Genomic DNA, 14751 nt, shown 5'->3' with positions numbered 1-14751 from the left:
GCGTACGCCGCCATGAAACTGATCAGCACAGCCGGGAGCACCGCACCCAGCGTCACCACGGCACTGTTGAGGAAGTACCGGATGAAGTCGTTCTCCACGACCGTCGTGTAGTTCTCGAACGTCAGATTGGTCGGCGGAGCCAGCGGGTTGGTGATGAAGTAGTTCGCCTGGGTCTTGAAACTCGTGATGACGATCCAGTACAGCGGGATCATCACGACCAGGAGCCACAGCCAGCCGAACGAACCGCCGAACCAGTTGAGTCGAAGCAGGCGCGCCATGTCAGCCCCTTCCGTCGGCTCCGGTCCGTCCGTCCGGCCCGGCCACCGGCGCGTCGGGTTCCCCCCTCGCGGCCGAGTAGACAAGCTCGCGTTAACGTAAAATTGCGAAAACGTCATGTCAAGGCTTCGAAAACTTTCGACGCTCGACCGAGGGGCCGGACCGGCCGGCCTGCTACCGCGCCGGGGCGGTCGACTTCCGGATGATCAGCTGGGTCGCCAGCTCGATCCGCGGTGACGCCAGCTCCTCCCCCGCGATCAGCCGCAGCAGCCGGCGCATGGCGACCCGGCCCATCTCGGCGAACGGCTGCCGTACGGTCGTCAGCGGCGGCGCCGACCACTGAGCAGCCGAGATGTCGTCGAAGCCGACGATACTGACGTCCTCGGGCACGCGCAGGCCAAGCGTGCGGACGGCCTCGATGGCCCCGAGCGCCTGCCCGTCGTTCGAGGCGAACAGCGCGCTCGGCCGGGGGTCCCGCCCGAGCAGCTCCAGGGCGGCGGTGAAGCCGGTGTCGAAGGTGAACGGGCCGGCCATCATCAGCTCGGGGTCGCTGGTCAGCCCGCGCTGGGCCAGCGCGGCGTGATAGCCGTGGAGCCGGGCGATCGCGACCATGGCCCCGGGCGGCCCCTCGATGAAGGCGATGCGGCGGTGCCCCAGGTCGAGCAGGTGGGTGGTCGCCGCCATGCCGCCGTTGAAGTTGGTGGCTCCCACGCTGGGCAGGTCGGCGCTGGGCAGGTTGACGGGGTCGATCGTCACCACCGGGATGCGCTGCTCGGCGAAGTGGCGCGCCTGCTGCGAGTTGATGTCCGAGGTGACCAGGATCAGGCCCTCGCGGCGGGCCGAGGCCATGCGCCGGGCCCAGGCGGCCCCCAGCGGGTCGGCCGGGACGGTGCCCACGACGACGTCGACCTCCTCGGCCGCCGCCGCTTCGAGCGCGCCGTGCAGGATGTCGAGGTTGTTCGGCGTCTGCATGGCGTCGAAGACCACATCGACCGTGCGGCCCACGGGCTGCGCCCCGCCCGCCCCCCGGGCGATGTAGCCGTGCCGCACCAGCAGCGTCTCGATGCGGGCCCGCGTCTCGGGCGCCACGTCGGTGCGGCCGTTGACGACCTTGGAGACGGTCGGGACGGACACGCCCGCCTCCCGCGCGACGGCGGCCAGCGTCGCGCGCTGCGGTGACGACTCCCGAGCCACGGCGACCCCCTTCGACAACGACCGAAAGCAGTATCGCAACACTTTCGACGTCTGCGGCAACCCTCACCCTTCGAGAAGCATGGCCACCCCGATGCCGACCGGTGAAGCCCGGGTACTGCCCCGGAGTGACGTTCCGGGCGGATCTCGGGCGCCCGGCTCCCTGGGCGAAGAACAATGCCAGAATCACGGCCGAACCGTCTTCGCGCGTCCACGCCGTCGAGTGGGACGCGATCAAGTCGCTCCGTACATTGTGGAAGGCAGACAGGGTGAAGAAGAAGTTCGTTGTCGCGGTCTCGGTCGCGGCGTCCCTGCTGGGTGTCGTCGTGGCCACCCCGGCCCAGGCGGCCGAGGCTCCGGTGTACTTCAGCCGGATCAACTACGACTCGCCCGGGTCGGACACCCGCAGCAACGTCAGCCTGAACGGGGAATGGTTCCGGCTCTCCAACAGCACCAAGAAGGCCATCCAGCTCAAGGACTTCACGGTGCGCGACACCGCCAACCACATCTACAAGTTCGGTTCGTACGTGCTGAATCCCGGCAAGTCGGTGACTGTCCACACCGGCAAGGGCACCGACGGCAAGCCGGCCGCCACCGACCGCTACTGGGGTTCGGGCGCCTACATCTGGAACAACACCGGCGACACGGCGATCCTGCGCAGCGCCACCGGCAAGACGATCAACTCGTGCACCTTCGGCAAGGGCACCGCGACCAACTGCTGACCCGGAACACCACGGCCCGAACACAACGGCCTGAACACAACGGCCCGAACACAACGGCCCGAACACAACGGCCCGAACACAACGGCCCGAACACAACGGCCCGAACACAACGGCCCGAACACAACGGCCCGGACCTGACGGTCCGGGCCGTTTCGCGTTCTCCGGACCCGTCGGGGAGCGCTTTAGCAGATCGCCGGACGCGCCGAGCGGGGCCCCTGAACGGCCGTGACCTGCGCCCTTGAGTTGCCCGCGCCGGCCACTGCCCCCAGAATCGATGTTAGGTTAGGCACCCCTTAGTTGAAGTTTGCAGAACTGGAGTCCGGCGCATGCGCGCTCACCGTTTGCTGGCGGCTGCTGTAGCCACCGCCGCCGCCCTGGCCCTCACCGCCTGCGGTGGCGGCGACGAGACCGACGAGCCGGCGGCCGGCGGCAGCTCGGCCGCGACCACCTCGTTCCCGATCACGATCAAGCACAAGCTCGGCACGACCACCATCGAGAAGAAGCCCGAGCGCGTGGCCACCGTGCAGTGGGAGAACCACGAGGTGCCGCTGGCTCTGGGCGTCGTCCCGGTGGGCATGGCCAAGGCCAACTTCGGTGACGACGACGGCGACGGCATGCTGCCCTGGGTCGGTCAGAAGATCAAGGAGCTCGGCGGGCAGACCCCGGTCATGTTCGACGAGACCGACGGCATCGCGTTCGAGGCGGTCGCCAACACCAAGCCGGACGTCATCCTGGCCACCTACTCGGGGCTGACGCAGCAGGACTACGACACCCTCAGCAAGATCGCGCCGGTCGTCGCGTACCCGGACGCGCCCTGGGCGACCCCGTGGCGCGACATCGTCAAGCTCTCCAGCCAGGCCCTCGGCCTCGAGGCGCAGGGCAACGAGCTCATCGCGAGCACCGAGAAGGCGATGAAGGAGGCGGCCGCCACCAAACCGCAGCTGGCCGGCAAGCAGACGATGTTCGTGACGCACATCGACCCGACCGACCTGAGCAAGATCGGCTACTACACCTCGCACGACACCCGGACCCAGTTCTTCAGCGACCTGGGGCTGAAGATCGCCGATGTGGTGGAGAAGGCGTCCGCGGGCACCGACCAGTTCACGCTCAACCAGAGCGCGGAGCAGATCCAGGCGTTCGACGACGTCGACGTCATCGTCATGTACGCCGACAACGAGAAGATGCTGGCCAACCTGCAGAAGGACCCGCTGCTGTCCAAGATCCCGGCGATCAAGCGCGGTTCCGTGGTCAGCCTGGTCGGCAGCACCCCGCTCGCGACGGCCGCCAACCCGACCGTCCTGGCCATCCCGTTCGTGCTCAACGACTACGTCAACCTGCTGGCCGCCGCCGCCGACAAGGTGTCATGACGCAACTCGCCTCCCGTCCCGGGCCGGGCCCCGCCGCTCGCCGGCGGCACCCGGCCCGGGTACGTACGCTCTGGCTGCTCGCCGGCCTGGCCGTGCTCGCGCTGCTGATGCTCGCGTCGGTCGCGTTCGGCTCGCGCATCGTCGGCTGGCCCGACCTCGTGGCCGGCGTGCAGGGCCAGGACGACAACCTCGGTCAGGCCGCCGTGGTCAAGCGCATCCCGCGCACGTTCCTGGCCGTCCTCGTCGGCGCGGCGCTCGGCCTGGCCGGCGCGGTCATGCAGGGGGTGACCCGCAACCCGCTGGCCGACCCGGGCATCCTCGGCGTCAACATGGGCGCCTCGCTCGCGGTGGTCACCGGCATCGTCTCGTTCGGCCTGTCGTCGGCCGCGGGCTTCATCTGGGTGGCCATCCTGGGCGCGGCGGTCGCGGCCGTCTTCGTGTACGCCGTGGGCTCGCTCGGCCGCGGCGGAGCGACGCCGCTGAAGCTGGCCCTGGCCGGCGCGGCCATCTCCGCCGCGCTGGCCTCGCTGATCAGCGCGTTCGTGCTGCCCCGGAGCGACATCGCCACCGGGTTCCAGTCCTGGTTGATCGGCGGGGTCGGCGGCGCCAGCTACGACAGCCTGCGGCACGTGCTGCCGTTCCTGGTCGTGGGTTTCGCGGTCTCCCTGCTGTCGGCCAAGGCGCTCAACTCGCTGGCCCTGGGCGACGACCTCGCGGCCGGGCTGGGCGAACGGGTGCCCGTCGTCCGCGCGGTGGCCGCCCTGGGCGCCGTGCTGCTGTGCGGCGCGGCCACCGCCGTCGCCGGGCCGATCGCCTTCGTGGGCCTGGTCGTCCCCCACTTCTGCCGGCTGCTCGTCGGCCTCGACCACCGCTGGCTGCTGCCCTCCTCGGCCCTGGCCGGCGCGGCCCTGCTGACCGCGGCCGACGTGCTCGGCCGGGTCGTCGCGCGCCCGCAGGAGATCGACGTCGGCATCATCACCGCGCTGGTCGGCGCGCCGTTCTTCATCCACATCGTCCGGCGGCAGAAGGTGCGGGAGCTGTGACCCTCCAGGCCGTCATCGACAACCGGGTCCGCCGGTCCCGCCGCCGGGGCTCCGTCCTCGGGGTGCTCGCCCTGCTCGTCGTCGTGGCCTACGCGGTCTCGCTGATGGTCGGCGAGACCTTCTACCCGCCGCGGGACATCCTCGACGTGCTCCTCGGCGAGACCGTGCCGGGCGCGTCGTTCACCGTGGGCGAGCTGCGGCTGCCCCGGGCGACGCTGGCCGCGCTGGCCGGGTTCTGCTTCGGGATCGGCGGGGTCACCTTCCAGACCATGCTGCGCAACCCCCTGGCCAGCCCCGACGTCATCGGCATCACCTCGGGCGCGAGCGCGGCCGCGGCGTTCGCGATCGTGGTGCTCGGGCTGGGCGAGACCGGCGTTTCGGCGTTCGCGATCGGGGCCGGGCTGGCCGTGGCCATCATCGTCTACACGCTGTCGTTCCGCGACGGGGTGGCCGGCACCCGGCTGATCCTGATCGGCATCGGCATCGCCGCGATGCTGGACAGCGCCACCGCGTACGTCCTGAGCCAGGCCGCCCAGTGGGACCTGCAGCAGGCCCAGCGCTGGTTGACCGGCAGCCTGAACGGCGCCACCTGGGACGAGACCGCGCAGGTGGCGCTGGCCCTGGTCGTGCTCGGGCCACTGCTGCTGGGGCAGGCCCGCAACCTGTTCATGCTGCAGCTCGGCGACGACACCGCGGCGGCCCTGGGCGTACGGCTGGAACGCACCCGCATCGTGGTGATCGTCGCCGCCGTCGGCCTCCTGGCCTTCGCCACCGCCGCCACCGGGCCGATCGCGTTCGTGGCCTTCCTGTCCGGCCCGATCGCCGCCCGCATCCTCGGCTCGGCCGGGTCGCTGCTCGTCCCGGCCGGGCTGGTCGGCGCGCTGCTCGTGCTGGTGGCCGACCTGATCGGCCAGTACGCGTTCGACATCCGCTACCCCGTCGGCGTCGTCACCGGCGTGCTCGGCGCGCCCTACCTCGTCTATCTGCTCATCCGCACCAACCGCGCGGGAGGCTCCCTGTGACCGCTACCCATTCGCTCGAGGTCTCCTCCCTGAAGCTCGGCTACGGCGACCGGACCGTGATCGAGTCGCTCGACCTGGTGGTGCCGCCGGGGCGGATCACGGCCATCGTCGGGGCCAACGCGTGCGGCAAGTCGACCCTGCTGCGGTCGATGTCGCGTCTGCTCACCCCGCGGGCCGGTCACGTGCTGCTGGACGGCCGGGCGGTGCACCGCCTGCCGGCCAAGGAGCTGGCCCGTACGCTCGGGCTGCTCCCCCAGTCGCCGGTCGCCCCCGAAGGCATCACCGTCTCGGACCTGGTCGGCCGGGGCCGCAACCCGCACCAGCGGCTGCTGTCGCGGTGGAGCCGCGAGGACGACGAGGCGGTGGCCGCGGCCCTGGACGCGACCCACACGGCCGACCTGGCCGACCGCTCGGTCGACGAGCTGTCGGGCGGCCAGCGCCAGCGGGTGTGGATCGCGATGGCCCTGGCCCAGCGGACCGACCTGCTGCTGCTCGACGAGCCCACGACGTTCCTGGACGTCAGCCACCAGGTCGAGGTGCTCGACCTGCTCACCGACCTGAACCGCGACCGCGGCACGACGATCGTGATGGTCCTGCACGACCTGAACATGGCGGCCCGGTACGCCGACCACCTGATCGCCCTGGCCGACGGCCGGCTGTACGCCGCGGGCGTACCGGAAGAGGTCCTGACCCGCGAATGCGTGCGGGCCGTGTTCGGCCTGGACAGTCAGGTCATCACCGACCCGACCTCGGGCAAGCCGCTGATGCTGCCGCTCGGCCGGCACCACGTCGCGCTCAGCGGAACATAGGCAGCGACCGGCCGCTCCAGAAGTCGCCGACGTCGTTGGCCAGCCACTGCGGGGCGGCGGTCAGCGGGTCCCAGACGAACACGCCGGGTCCGCCGTCGCGGGGCACGCAGAAGGGCGCCCCGGTGCCGTCGTCACCGAAGGCGACCAGCTCGCACCGGCGGGCGCCGTCCTTGCCCCAGTCGTGCTGGTTGCGCCACGGCAGCTCGGACAGCGGCCAGATGACGAACCACCGCCCGCGCTCGTCGAAGACGCCGTCGCTGACCAGATACAGCTTTCTGAGCTGGAGCGGGAAGCAGGCTTCGAGCTGCTTCTCGTACGCGGCCAGGTTCTCTTCGGTAGCGCCCGGCCGCAGCTGGAAGCCCTCGGCCGTCTTCAACAAGCGGTGCCAGTCAGTGAGAACCATGTCCGAATTGTCGCATTCTTTTGGCCCGCAGCCTCGCGTCGCTTCCGCGCCGAGTCTCTATCAATTCGGCAAAGGCCGGTTCCAGGATCGCCGCCAGGACGGCCCTCGTCCGGTGGCGTCCCCGCAGGCGACCAGCCGCCCGCACCGGCCCGCCGAGGGCTCATTTCCTGGACTGCTCTCCGCGAACTCGGCGCTGGAACCGCCACTGCAGCTCATTCTTCGGACCGCCTCGACGAACACACTCCTGAGACCGGCCTTGCCGAGCTCACTCCCCGGACCGGCCTCCTCGAGCTCACACTCAGCACCGCCTGCGCGGGCTTTCTTCTTTCTCTTGAGGACGGCCTTCGCGGGCTCGTTTCTGAGGAACGCCTCCGCGAGCTCGCTTCTGAGCATCGCCCTTGCCGGCCCGCGCGGCCAGGTACTCCTGCCAGATCAGGCGGGCGGCCACCGCGCGCCACGGGCGCCAGGCCTCGGCCCGCACGACGGTCTCGGCCGGCGTGGGCAACGACGGCAGCTGCCACAGCGCGGCGATCCCGGCGATCACGGCCAGGTCGCCGGACGGCCACGCGTCCGGCCGGCCCAGCGCCGAGAGGCGATAGATGGCCGACGTCCACGGGCCGATACCCGGCACCGCTTGCAGGCGGGCGTCCACCTCGTCGTCGGCCAGATCGGACAGGGCCTCGAAATCGAGCGAGCCGTCCACCACCGCGCCGGCCACCGCCCGGGCATACCGCGCCTTCTGCCGGCTGAACCCGGCCGTCCGCAACTGAACGTCGTCGAGCTTCAAGAGGTTGCCGGCCGTGAGCGGATCCGCGATCACCCGGAGGCGGTCGAACGTGGCCCGCGCCGACGCCAGCGACACCTGCTGCTCCAACATGATGTGCAGAAGAGAAGCCATCCCCGGCGGCCGCTCCCACGTCGGCGGCATCCCGTGCCGCGCCACGACGCCGGCGAAGACCGGCTCCCGGCGAGCGAGCTCGTCGACGCCGCGGCGCAGATCCGCCTCGCTCATGCGGCCCAGGGTGGTGCGCCCGTCGTTCACCCGGCCCACGATAAGCGTCGGGAGCGGGACGACCGCGCCGACGCCCAGCCGCGCCGCACCCCATTCAGCGCCGCACTCTCGGGCCGGGCCACCGTCGGCGTCTCGGGCGTCCCGGGCATCTCGGGCTGGTCGGCCAGATCCGGGGGGCACGAGCCGGCCGATCGCCGCGTCCAGCCCACAGCGGCTCCTACAACCCGCACCACAAAACCGTCTCACGAGACCGCACCGCACAGCCGGCCCGCGCAACGTCGCGCGAACCCAACCGCGCAGCGCGCCGACCAACCCTCCCGCGAAGCCGGCCCGCTCAACCAACCCCCGCGGGCCCGCCATGCATCGCGCCGCGCAAGACCACGCCGCACAACCGCCGCGCAAGACCACGCCGCACACCTGTCCGCGCAAGACCACGCCGCACAACGGTCCGCGCAAGACCACCCCGCACGCCCGTCCGCGCAAGACCACGCCGCACACCTGTCCGCGCAAGACCACGCCGCACACCTGTCCGCGCAAGACCACGCCGCACAACGGTCCGCGCAAGACCACCCCGCACGCCCGTCCGCGCAAGACCACGCCGCACACCTGTCCGCGAGACGGCACCGCACGGCCGCTCCCCGAAACGTCCCTCGAAACCACGCGAACAGCGAACCCGCGCGCCACGCACCGCACAAACGCTCCGGGAAGCGTGGCGGTTCTGCTGGTGGCGGGGATGGGCGGGACCGCGCCGCACGATCGCCTCGCGACACGGCCCGCACAACCGCCGGCCCCTCCGTCGGCGTGACCGAGCCGCGCAACCAACGCACGCGGCCGCGCTCTGCAACCGGCCGCACAGCGACACGCACAGCGGGCCTACACGACCGCGCTGCCAATGCAGCCCCCGCACAACAACCCGCGCCGCGCCGCAGCGCCGCACAACAACCCGCGCCGTCCGCTGACTCGCCCGACCGACCGCCCGCGCCGTCCGCTGACTCGCCCGACCGACCGCCCGCGCCGTCCGCTGACTCGCCCGACCGACCGCCCGCGCCGTCCGCTGACTCACCCGACCGACCGCGCTGCCGGGCCGCAAGATCGACTCGGATGACCGGGCCGTACCGCCCGATCGATCGACGGTTTCAAGTCTCGCGGCACGCCCGAAAAAATCTGGGTCGAAGTCACTAGACTTTCTTGGCAGAGCCCGGTAATGTTCCTGGTGTTGAGAGACGAGGTCAGTCAAACACGCTGACGACGCAGACCGAGCGTTACGCAGGGCCCGGATCCACTTCGTGGCTCGCTCGGCACAGCGGTGGCACCATCGAGCACCGCCTGCAGTACGACAGAGCACCACGGCACGAAAGTAAGACAGCAACACAGCACGGAGAAGCAAGAAAGCACTACCGAGTAAGTCAGCAAGGAACGACAGCACGGAAAGCAAGGAACAGAGTTCGTCGCACGTGCGTGAGGCCATGAAACGCGTGGGGCTTCGCCACCGGCGGGCAGCAGTATCAGCAACACCGCACATGGAAGCAGAGGAAAGGGAGGGCTCGACACCGTTGGATCGCCCGCTACCAGGGCACAGTTTTCAAGCCTGGGGCGGTCACCGCAGTTTCCATCGCACGAAAGGTGGTCTCCGGTCACGCTTATGCGATCCTCGCATCCTGTGCCGCCGACGGCGGCAGATGCGGATACGACAATCCGACGAACCAGTCGGTAGATGGTGTTCTTGACCCGCAACCCTGGGCCCCGGCGCTTCGCGCCGGGGCCCTCGTTCACGGAGAGATGTGTATGGCCCAATCCGACGACATGTTCGGCGACGACGACTACCCCGCCTACACGATGGGCCGCGCCGCGGAGATCACCGGCGCTTCGCAGGACTTTCTGCGGCGGCTCGACGAGGCGAAACTGATCAAACCGTTCCGGTCGGCCGGCGGACACCGCCGCTACTCCCGCTACCAGTTGCGCCTGGCCGCGCGCGCCCGGGAGATGGTCGAGCAGGGCACCGCCCTGGAGGCCGCGTGCCGGATCATCATCCTCGAGGATCAGCTCGAGGAAGCCCTCCGACAGAACGAGAGCTACCGGCGCCAGCAGGAAGCCGGCGCCTGACGGCAGCTCCGCGACGGGTACGGCCCATTCAGCCGCCCCGTCCCCTGTGCCCTGGATCGAGTTTCCCGACGTGGCCGTGGTGCCGACCCGGGTGCTGACCATCACACCCGCCGCGGCACCACACCCAGCACGGGGCAATGCAGCCGGCACGGGACCACAGCGGTCACGGCACCACAGCGTGGTGGCGCCAAGGCGAAGGTGCGCGAGCGGCTGGCCAGCCTGCTGGTGGATCTGGCGTTGCGAAGCCCGGGCACCACAGCCCTCACATCACCAAAGCCGGCACCGGCAGCGCGAATAGCCGTACCGCCGTTTGGCACGGGCGCCGCAGCGTTACGGCACTACGGTGACCGGCCAGCGGCCGCAGCGGACGAGTTTGGAGCCGATCGAGCCGGCCACCCGATGCAGCACGTTGGCCGAGCGGCCGACGATGACCGCGTCGGCCCGGACCTGGCGGGCGGCGTCGCACAGTTCGGTGTAGGGCTCGCCGGCCCGGACCACCAGGCGGGCGTCGAGGCCCAGGTCCTGGATGCGCTCGGCGAAGGCCTCGCGCAGCTCGCGCTCGACCGCGTCCTGGGTGTCGATCACCGTGGCGATCGCTCCCCCGGTGTCGGCCAGCGGCAGCAGCGCGGACGGCAGGGTGCGGACGTAGACGACGACCAGCCGGCTGCCCTGGCGGCGGGCGAGGCCGAGCGCGTACGCCCCCGCGCGTAACGAGGACGTGGAGCCGTCGACGCCGACCAGAATCGTGCCGGGACCGTCCCTCATGACTTCCTCCACGCTCATCCCTGAACGCCGCAAGACCTGAAACCGCAAGACCCGAAACCGCAAGACCTGAAACCGCAAGACCTGAAACCGCAAGACCTGAAACCGCAAGACCTGAACCCCGCGAGATCTGAACCCCGCGAGATCTGAACCCCGCGACCTGACGCCGCTGGACCTGACGCCGCGAAATCTGAACGCCGCCAAATTCGAGCACTCGAAGACCTGCCAAGATCCGCGGACACACCGAGATGTGAAGACTCACCGAGTTACTGAACGCTGCCCGTTCTCTATCCTCAGTGTATCGTTACGGTTACCGTTCAGCAATGTGGGGGACATGCGGTGACCGTGACTTCGACACCCGGCCGGCCGCGCGATCCGGAGGTCGATCGGCGCATCGCCCGCGCCGCGATGGACCTGTTCGGCGAGGCCGGCTGGGCCGGTTTCGCCATGGAGGCCGTGGCCCGCCGGGCCGGCGTCGGCAAGGCCTCGCTCTATCTGCGCTGGAGCACCAAGGAGGCCCTGCTCACCCACGCGCTGCGGGTCAGCCTGCCGCACGTCAGCGACGTCGACACCGGCACGCTGCGCGGCGATCTGAACGAGCTGGCGACCCAGATCCTCGACGTCTACGCCGGCCCGTCCAGCCGGGCGGCCATCCGCCTCATGCTCGAGGGCCGCGCCATCCCCGGCGTCGCCGAGAACTACGCGGCCACCCGCAAGGCGCAGACCCTGGCCGCCCGGGCGATCGTCCGCCGCGGCATGAGCCGGGGTGAGCTCTCCCCCGCGGTGTCGGTCACGCTGCTGCTCGAGACGCTGATCGGCGGGGCCATGATGCACGCGCTGACCGCCCCGCCCGACGGGAGCGCGGCGCATGCCCGCAAGCTGGTCGGCTTCCTGCTGGACGAGGTCGCCTCGCGCGTCTGAGCGACGCGATTAACCCGGCCGAGGCGGGGCACCCCCGTTTCATGACATCGACGATGAATCCGTTCGCAGTAGTCACCGGCGCGTCCAGCGGGATCGGGTTCGAGCTCGCCCGGCAGTTCGCCGAACACGGCTACGACCTGCTGATCGCCGCGGAGGACGACGCCATCGAGGAGGCGGCGACCGCGCTGCGCCGCGACGGGCAGAACCAGGTCGTCGCCGTACGCGCGGACCTGGCGCAGTTCGACGGCGTCGAGGCGGTCTACGCCGCTGTCCTGGAGACCGGCCGGCCGATCGACGCCATCGCGCTCAACGCGGGCCGCGGCATCGGCGGCGACTTCGTCCGCGAGACCCCGCTGGCCGACGAGCTGAACGTGATCGACGTGAACGTCACGTCGACCGTGCACCTGGCCAAGCGCGTGCTGCCCGACATGGTCGCCCGCGACTCGGGGCAGGTGCTGTTCACCTCGTCGATCGCGTCCACCATGCCCGGCACCTACCAGGCCGTCTACAACGCCTCGAAGTCGTTCGTGCAGTCGTTCGCCGAGGCGCTGCGGGCCGAGCTCAAGGACACCGGCGTCACCGTCACCTCGCTGATGCCCGGCCCGACGGACACCAACTTCTTCCACCGGGCCGACATGGACGACACCCGCGTCGGCGCGAGCAAGAAGGACGACCCGGCCGTGGTGGCCAAGCAGGGCTTCGACGCCCTGATGAAGGACAAGGAGAAGGTGGTGGCCGGCTCCGTGAAGACCAAGGTCCAGGGGGCGGCGTCGAAGGTGATGCCCGACAAGGCCAAGGCCGAGATGCACCGCAAGATGGCGGAGCCGGGCTCGGCCGACAAGTAATCGGTCGGCGAGGACAATGTCTGCGGGGCCGCCTGATTCAGGCGGCCCCGCATCGACTACACAAGTTGGCTACAGCCGATTACGGCTTGAGAACCACCTTGATGCAGCCGTCTTCCTTCTTCTTGAACATCTCGTAGCCGTGCGGGGCCTCCTCGAGCGGGAGGCGGTGCGTGGTCAGGTCGTCGACCCCCAGCGGGTCGTCGTCGCCGGTCAGCAGGGGCAGGATGTCGTCGACCCAGTGCTTGACGTGGGCCTGACCCATCCGCATGGTGACGCCCTTGTCGAACAGGTCCATCATCGGGAACGGGTCGGCCTCGCCGCCGTACACGCCGATGATCGAGATTGTGCCGGCCCGCCGGACGGAGTCGAACGCCGTCCGCAGCGCGGCCATCCGGTCGACGCCGAACGTCTCGGTGGCCTTGCGGGCCAGCGCGTCGGGCAGCATGCCGGCCGCCTTCATGGCCGCGGACTGGAACGGGGTGCCGTGCGCCTCCATGCCGACGGCCTCGATGACCGAGTCGGCGCCGCGACCGTGCGTCATGTCGCGGACGGCTGCTCCGATGTCGTCGACCTTGTCGAAGTCCAGCACCTCGATGCCGTGCCGCTCGGCCATCGCGTTGCGCTCGGGCACGCTGTCGACGGCGATGACGCGCTCCGCGCCGAGGTGGCGGGCGATCCGCGCGCACATCTGGCCGATCGGGCCCAGACCGGTCACCAGCACCGTGCTGCCGGGCTCGATGTCGGCCCACTGGGCGGCCTGCCATGACGTGGTCAGCACGTCCGAGAGGAACAGGTAGCGCTCGTCGGGGTGGTGGTCGGGCACCTTGATCGGCCCGAAGTGGGCCTGCGGCACCCGCAGGTACTCGGCCTGGCCGCCCGGGACCTGGCCGTAGAGCTTGGTGTAGCCGAACAGCGAGGCGCCCTTGCCCTGATCCTTGACCTGGGTCGTCTCACACTGGGCGTAGAAACCCTTGCGGCAGAAGAAGCAGTGCCCGCACGAGATGTTGAACGGGATCACCACCCGGTCCCCGGGCTTGATGTGGGTGACCTCGGCGCCGACCGCCTCGACGATGCCCATCGGCTCGTGCCCGAGGATGTCGCCGGCGTCCAGGTACATGCCGAGAACGTCGTACAGGTGAAGGTCGGACCCGCAGATCGCGGTGGAGGTCATTCGTACGATCGCATCGGTCGGTTCCTGGATCACCGGGTCGGGGACGGTCTCGACGCTGACCTTGCCGGTTCCTTGCCATGTCAATGCACGCATATGTCTCCGGATACCCGGCGACTGCGAGGGTATGCAGTCCGTTCATGAGTTCACGTGTAGTGGTCCTGACCGGTGCGTCGAGCGGCATCGGCCGGGCCTCGGCCCTCGCCTTCGCCCGGCGCGGTGACCGGGTGGTGCTGGCCGCCCGCAGCGAGGAGGCCCTGTCCGCGGTGGCCGAGGCCTGCGGCAACGACCCGTTGGTCGTCCCGACCGACATCACCAGCCGGGCCGATCTGGAAGCGCTGCAGAAGGCCGCGGTCGACCGGTACGGGCGGATCGACGTCTGGGTCGACTCGGCCGCGGTCATGGCGTACGGGAAGTTTGAGGACCTGCCGCCCGAGGTGTTCGAGCGCGTCGTCGGCACCGACCTGCTCGGTACGGCCAACGTCGCGCGCACCGCGCTGCGGCAGTTCCGCGCGCAGGGCCACGGCACGCTCATCCTGGTCGGCTCGCTGCTGGCCCACGTCGCGGTGCCGTACATGTCGGCCTACGTGACCGCGAAGTGGGGCCTGCGCGGTCTGGTGCGGATCCTGCAGCAGGAGACCCGGGACGCGCGGCACATCCACGTCTGCGGGGTGGCGCCCGGCAGCGTCGACACCTCGATCTACACCAGCGCGGCGAACTACGCGGGCTTCGTCGGCCGTCCGCCGCCGCCGGTCGACTCGGCCGAACGTGTCGCCGCCAAGGTGCTCAAGCAGGCCGCCAAGCCGCGGCCGGAGGTTTCGGTCGGAGCGGCCAACCGCCTGATCGAGTTCGGCTTCAACGCCTTCCCCCCGCTGTACGACGCTCTGGTCACGCCGCTGATGGAGCGGGGCGGCCTGTCCCGGCGCCGGATCGCCCCGAACGACGGGAACGTCTTCGGGCCGAAGCCGCGCGTCGAGGGCGGCCCCGGCCGGTGGACCCGGGCCCAGGTCGGCGCCGTGGTGGCGGCCGGAGCCCTGGTGACGGCGGCCTCGGTGAGACGTTTGCTCCCTCGCAAATAGCTGGGCATATCCCGGGGCCGCCCGGGTA

15 protein-coding genes and 1 pseudogene are annotated in these 14751 nt (G+C 70.3%); 10 read left to right on the top strand and 6 right to left on the bottom strand.

Translation table 11 applies throughout. The annotated features are described in order from the left end of the window. Positions 1 to 278 (bottom strand): annotated as a pseudogene (locus HJC40_RS03755) (carbohydrate ABC transporter permease); the annotation flags it as partial. Between the two features lie 172 nt (positions 279 to 450). Further along, the gene (locus tag HJC40_RS03750; RefSeq protein WP_249998187.1) at positions 451 to 1470 is read right to left on the bottom strand and encodes a LacI family DNA-binding transcriptional regulator; all 1020 of its coding nucleotides are present in this window, start codon (positions 1468 to 1470) and stop codon (positions 451 to 453) included. 266 nt (positions 1471 to 1736) lie between these two features. Between HJC40_RS03750 and HJC40_RS03745 the strand changes: the two genes are divergently transcribed. The 5 genes from HJC40_RS03745 (at position 1737) to HJC40_RS03725 (ending at position 6430) form a co-directional block, all read left to right on the top strand. Further along, positions 1737 to 2189: a lamin tail domain-containing protein gene (locus tag HJC40_RS03745; protein ID WP_249998186.1), complete on the top strand. Its 453-nt coding sequence runs from the start codon at positions 1737 to 1739 to the stop codon at positions 2187 to 2189. Positions 2190 to 2515: 326 nt separating this feature from the next. Next, a complete protein-coding gene (locus tag HJC40_RS03740; RefSeq protein ID WP_249998185.1) occupies positions 2516 to 3556 on the top strand; it encodes an iron-siderophore ABC transporter substrate-binding protein in 1041 nt (346 codons plus the stop codon). Continuing rightward, positions 3553 to 4599, top strand: a complete 1047-nt coding sequence (locus tag HJC40_RS03735; RefSeq protein WP_249998184.1) for an iron ABC transporter permease — start codon at positions 3553 to 3555, stop codon at positions 4597 to 4599. The genes HJC40_RS03740 and HJC40_RS03735 overlap by 4 nt, the downstream gene beginning before the upstream one ends. After that, positions 4596 to 5621: an iron chelate uptake ABC transporter family permease subunit gene (locus tag HJC40_RS03730; RefSeq protein WP_249998183.1), complete on the top strand. Its 1026-nt coding sequence runs from the start codon at positions 4596 to 4598 to the stop codon at positions 5619 to 5621. The genes HJC40_RS03735 and HJC40_RS03730 overlap by 4 nt, the downstream gene beginning before the upstream one ends. Next, positions 5618 to 6430: an ABC transporter ATP-binding protein gene (locus tag HJC40_RS03725; RefSeq protein ID WP_249998182.1), complete on the top strand. Its 813-nt coding sequence runs from the start codon at positions 5618 to 5620 to the stop codon at positions 6428 to 6430. Before HJC40_RS03730 ends, HJC40_RS03725 begins: the two co-directional genes overlap by 4 nt. On the opposite strand, the gene HJC40_RS03720 is transcribed toward HJC40_RS03725, so the two are convergent. Both HJC40_RS03720 and HJC40_RS03715 read right to left on the bottom strand, forming a co-directional pair. Continuing rightward, positions 6417 to 6833, bottom strand: a complete 417-nt coding sequence (locus tag HJC40_RS03720; RefSeq protein WP_249998181.1) for an SMI1/KNR4 family protein — start codon at positions 6831 to 6833, stop codon at positions 6417 to 6419. The genes HJC40_RS03725 and HJC40_RS03720 overlap by 14 nt on opposite strands. Before the next feature lie 298 nt (positions 6834 to 7131). Beyond that, positions 7132 to 7875, bottom strand: coding sequence for a DNA-3-methyladenine glycosylase 2 family protein (locus HJC40_RS03715; RefSeq protein WP_249998180.1), 744 nt, complete (start codon positions 7873 to 7875; stop codon positions 7132 to 7134). Between the two features lie 328 nt (positions 7876 to 8203). Between HJC40_RS03715 and HJC40_RS03710 the strand changes: the two genes are divergently transcribed. Both HJC40_RS03710 and HJC40_RS03705 read left to right on the top strand, forming a co-directional pair. Further along, entirely contained in the window at positions 8204 to 8650 is a 447-nt protein-coding gene (locus tag HJC40_RS03710) for a hypothetical protein (RefSeq protein ID WP_249998179.1), read from the top strand. A gap of 980 nt (positions 8651 to 9630) precedes the next feature. Then, positions 9631 to 9948, top strand: coding sequence for a MerR family transcriptional regulator (locus HJC40_RS03705; RefSeq protein ID WP_249998178.1), 318 nt, complete (start codon positions 9631 to 9633; stop codon positions 9946 to 9948). A gap of 330 nt (positions 9949 to 10278) precedes the next feature. Here the strand turns inward: HJC40_RS03705 and HJC40_RS03700 are convergent, their stop codons facing one another. Then, a complete protein-coding gene (locus HJC40_RS03700; protein WP_249998177.1) occupies positions 10279 to 10713 on the bottom strand; it encodes a universal stress protein in 435 nt (144 codons plus the stop codon). A 336-nt stretch (positions 10714 to 11049) separates the two neighbouring features. On the opposite strand from HJC40_RS03700, the gene HJC40_RS03695 reads away from it, so the two are divergent. Both HJC40_RS03695 and HJC40_RS03690 read left to right on the top strand, forming a co-directional pair. Continuing rightward, the gene (locus HJC40_RS03695) at positions 11050 to 11631 is read left to right on the top strand and encodes a TetR/AcrR family transcriptional regulator (protein ID WP_249998176.1); all 582 of its coding nucleotides are present in this window, start codon (positions 11050 to 11052) and stop codon (positions 11629 to 11631) included. A 41-nt stretch (positions 11632 to 11672) separates the two neighbouring features. Continuing rightward, complete coding sequence (locus HJC40_RS03690) at positions 11673 to 12476, top strand: SDR family oxidoreductase (protein WP_249998175.1); 804 nt, start codon at positions 11673 to 11675, stop codon at positions 12474 to 12476. A 79-nt stretch (positions 12477 to 12555) separates the two neighbouring features. On the opposite strand, the gene HJC40_RS03685 is transcribed toward HJC40_RS03690, so the two are convergent. Next, a complete protein-coding gene (locus HJC40_RS03685; RefSeq protein ID WP_249998174.1) occupies positions 12556 to 13740 on the bottom strand; it encodes a zinc-dependent alcohol dehydrogenase in 1185 nt (394 codons plus the stop codon). Between the two features lie 44 nt (positions 13741 to 13784). Here HJC40_RS03685 and HJC40_RS03680 point away from each other — a divergent pair, with 44 nt between their 5' ends. Further along, on the top strand, positions 13785 to 14723 hold the full coding sequence (locus tag HJC40_RS03680) for an SDR family NAD(P)-dependent oxidoreductase (protein ID WP_249998173.1): 939 nt from the start codon (positions 13785 to 13787) through the stop codon (positions 14721 to 14723). Positions 14724 to 14751 lie beyond the last annotated feature (28 nt).

It is taken from the genome of Actinoplanes sp. M2I2, assembly GCF_023544445.1.
Taxonomy (GTDB): domain Bacteria; phylum Actinomycetota; class Actinomycetes; order Mycobacteriales; family Micromonosporaceae; genus Actinoplanes.
This window is presented reverse-complemented; position numbering and strand designations above follow the sequence as displayed.

What these genes read in the sequence shown, in the direction of transcription:
- HJC40_RS03740 (WP_249998185.1), top strand. Translation starts at nt 2,516, where the DNA reads ATGCGCGCTCACCGTTTGCTGGCGGCTGCTGTAGCCACCGCCGCCGCC.
- HJC40_RS03735 (WP_249998184.1), top strand. Translation starts at nt 3,553, where the DNA reads ATGACGCAACTCGCCTCCCGTCCCGGGCCGGGCCCCGCCGCTCGCCGG.
- HJC40_RS03720 (WP_249998181.1), bottom strand. Translation starts at nt 6,833, where the DNA reads ATGGTTCTCACTGACTGGCACCGCTTGTTGAAGACGGCCGAGGGCTTC.
- HJC40_RS03710 (WP_249998179.1), top strand. Translation starts at nt 8,204, where the DNA reads ATGCATCGCGCCGCGCAAGACCACGCCGCACAACCGCCGCGCAAGACC.
- HJC40_RS03705 (WP_249998178.1), top strand. Translation starts at nt 9,631, where the DNA reads ATGGCCCAATCCGACGACATGTTCGGCGACGACGACTACCCCGCCTAC.
- HJC40_RS03700 (WP_249998177.1), bottom strand. Translation starts at nt 10,713, where the DNA reads ATGAGGGACGGTCCCGGCACGATTCTGGTCGGCGTCGACGGCTCCACG.
- HJC40_RS03690 (WP_249998175.1), top strand. Translation starts at nt 11,673, where the DNA reads ATGACATCGACGATGAATCCGTTCGCAGTAGTCACCGGCGCGTCCAGC.
- HJC40_RS03685 (WP_249998174.1), bottom strand. Translation starts at nt 13,740, where the DNA reads ATGCGTGCATTGACATGGCAAGGAACCGGCAAGGTCAGCGTCGAGACC.
- HJC40_RS03680 (WP_249998173.1), top strand. Translation starts at nt 13,785, where the DNA reads ATGAGTTCACGTGTAGTGGTCCTGACCGGTGCGTCGAGCGGCATCGGC.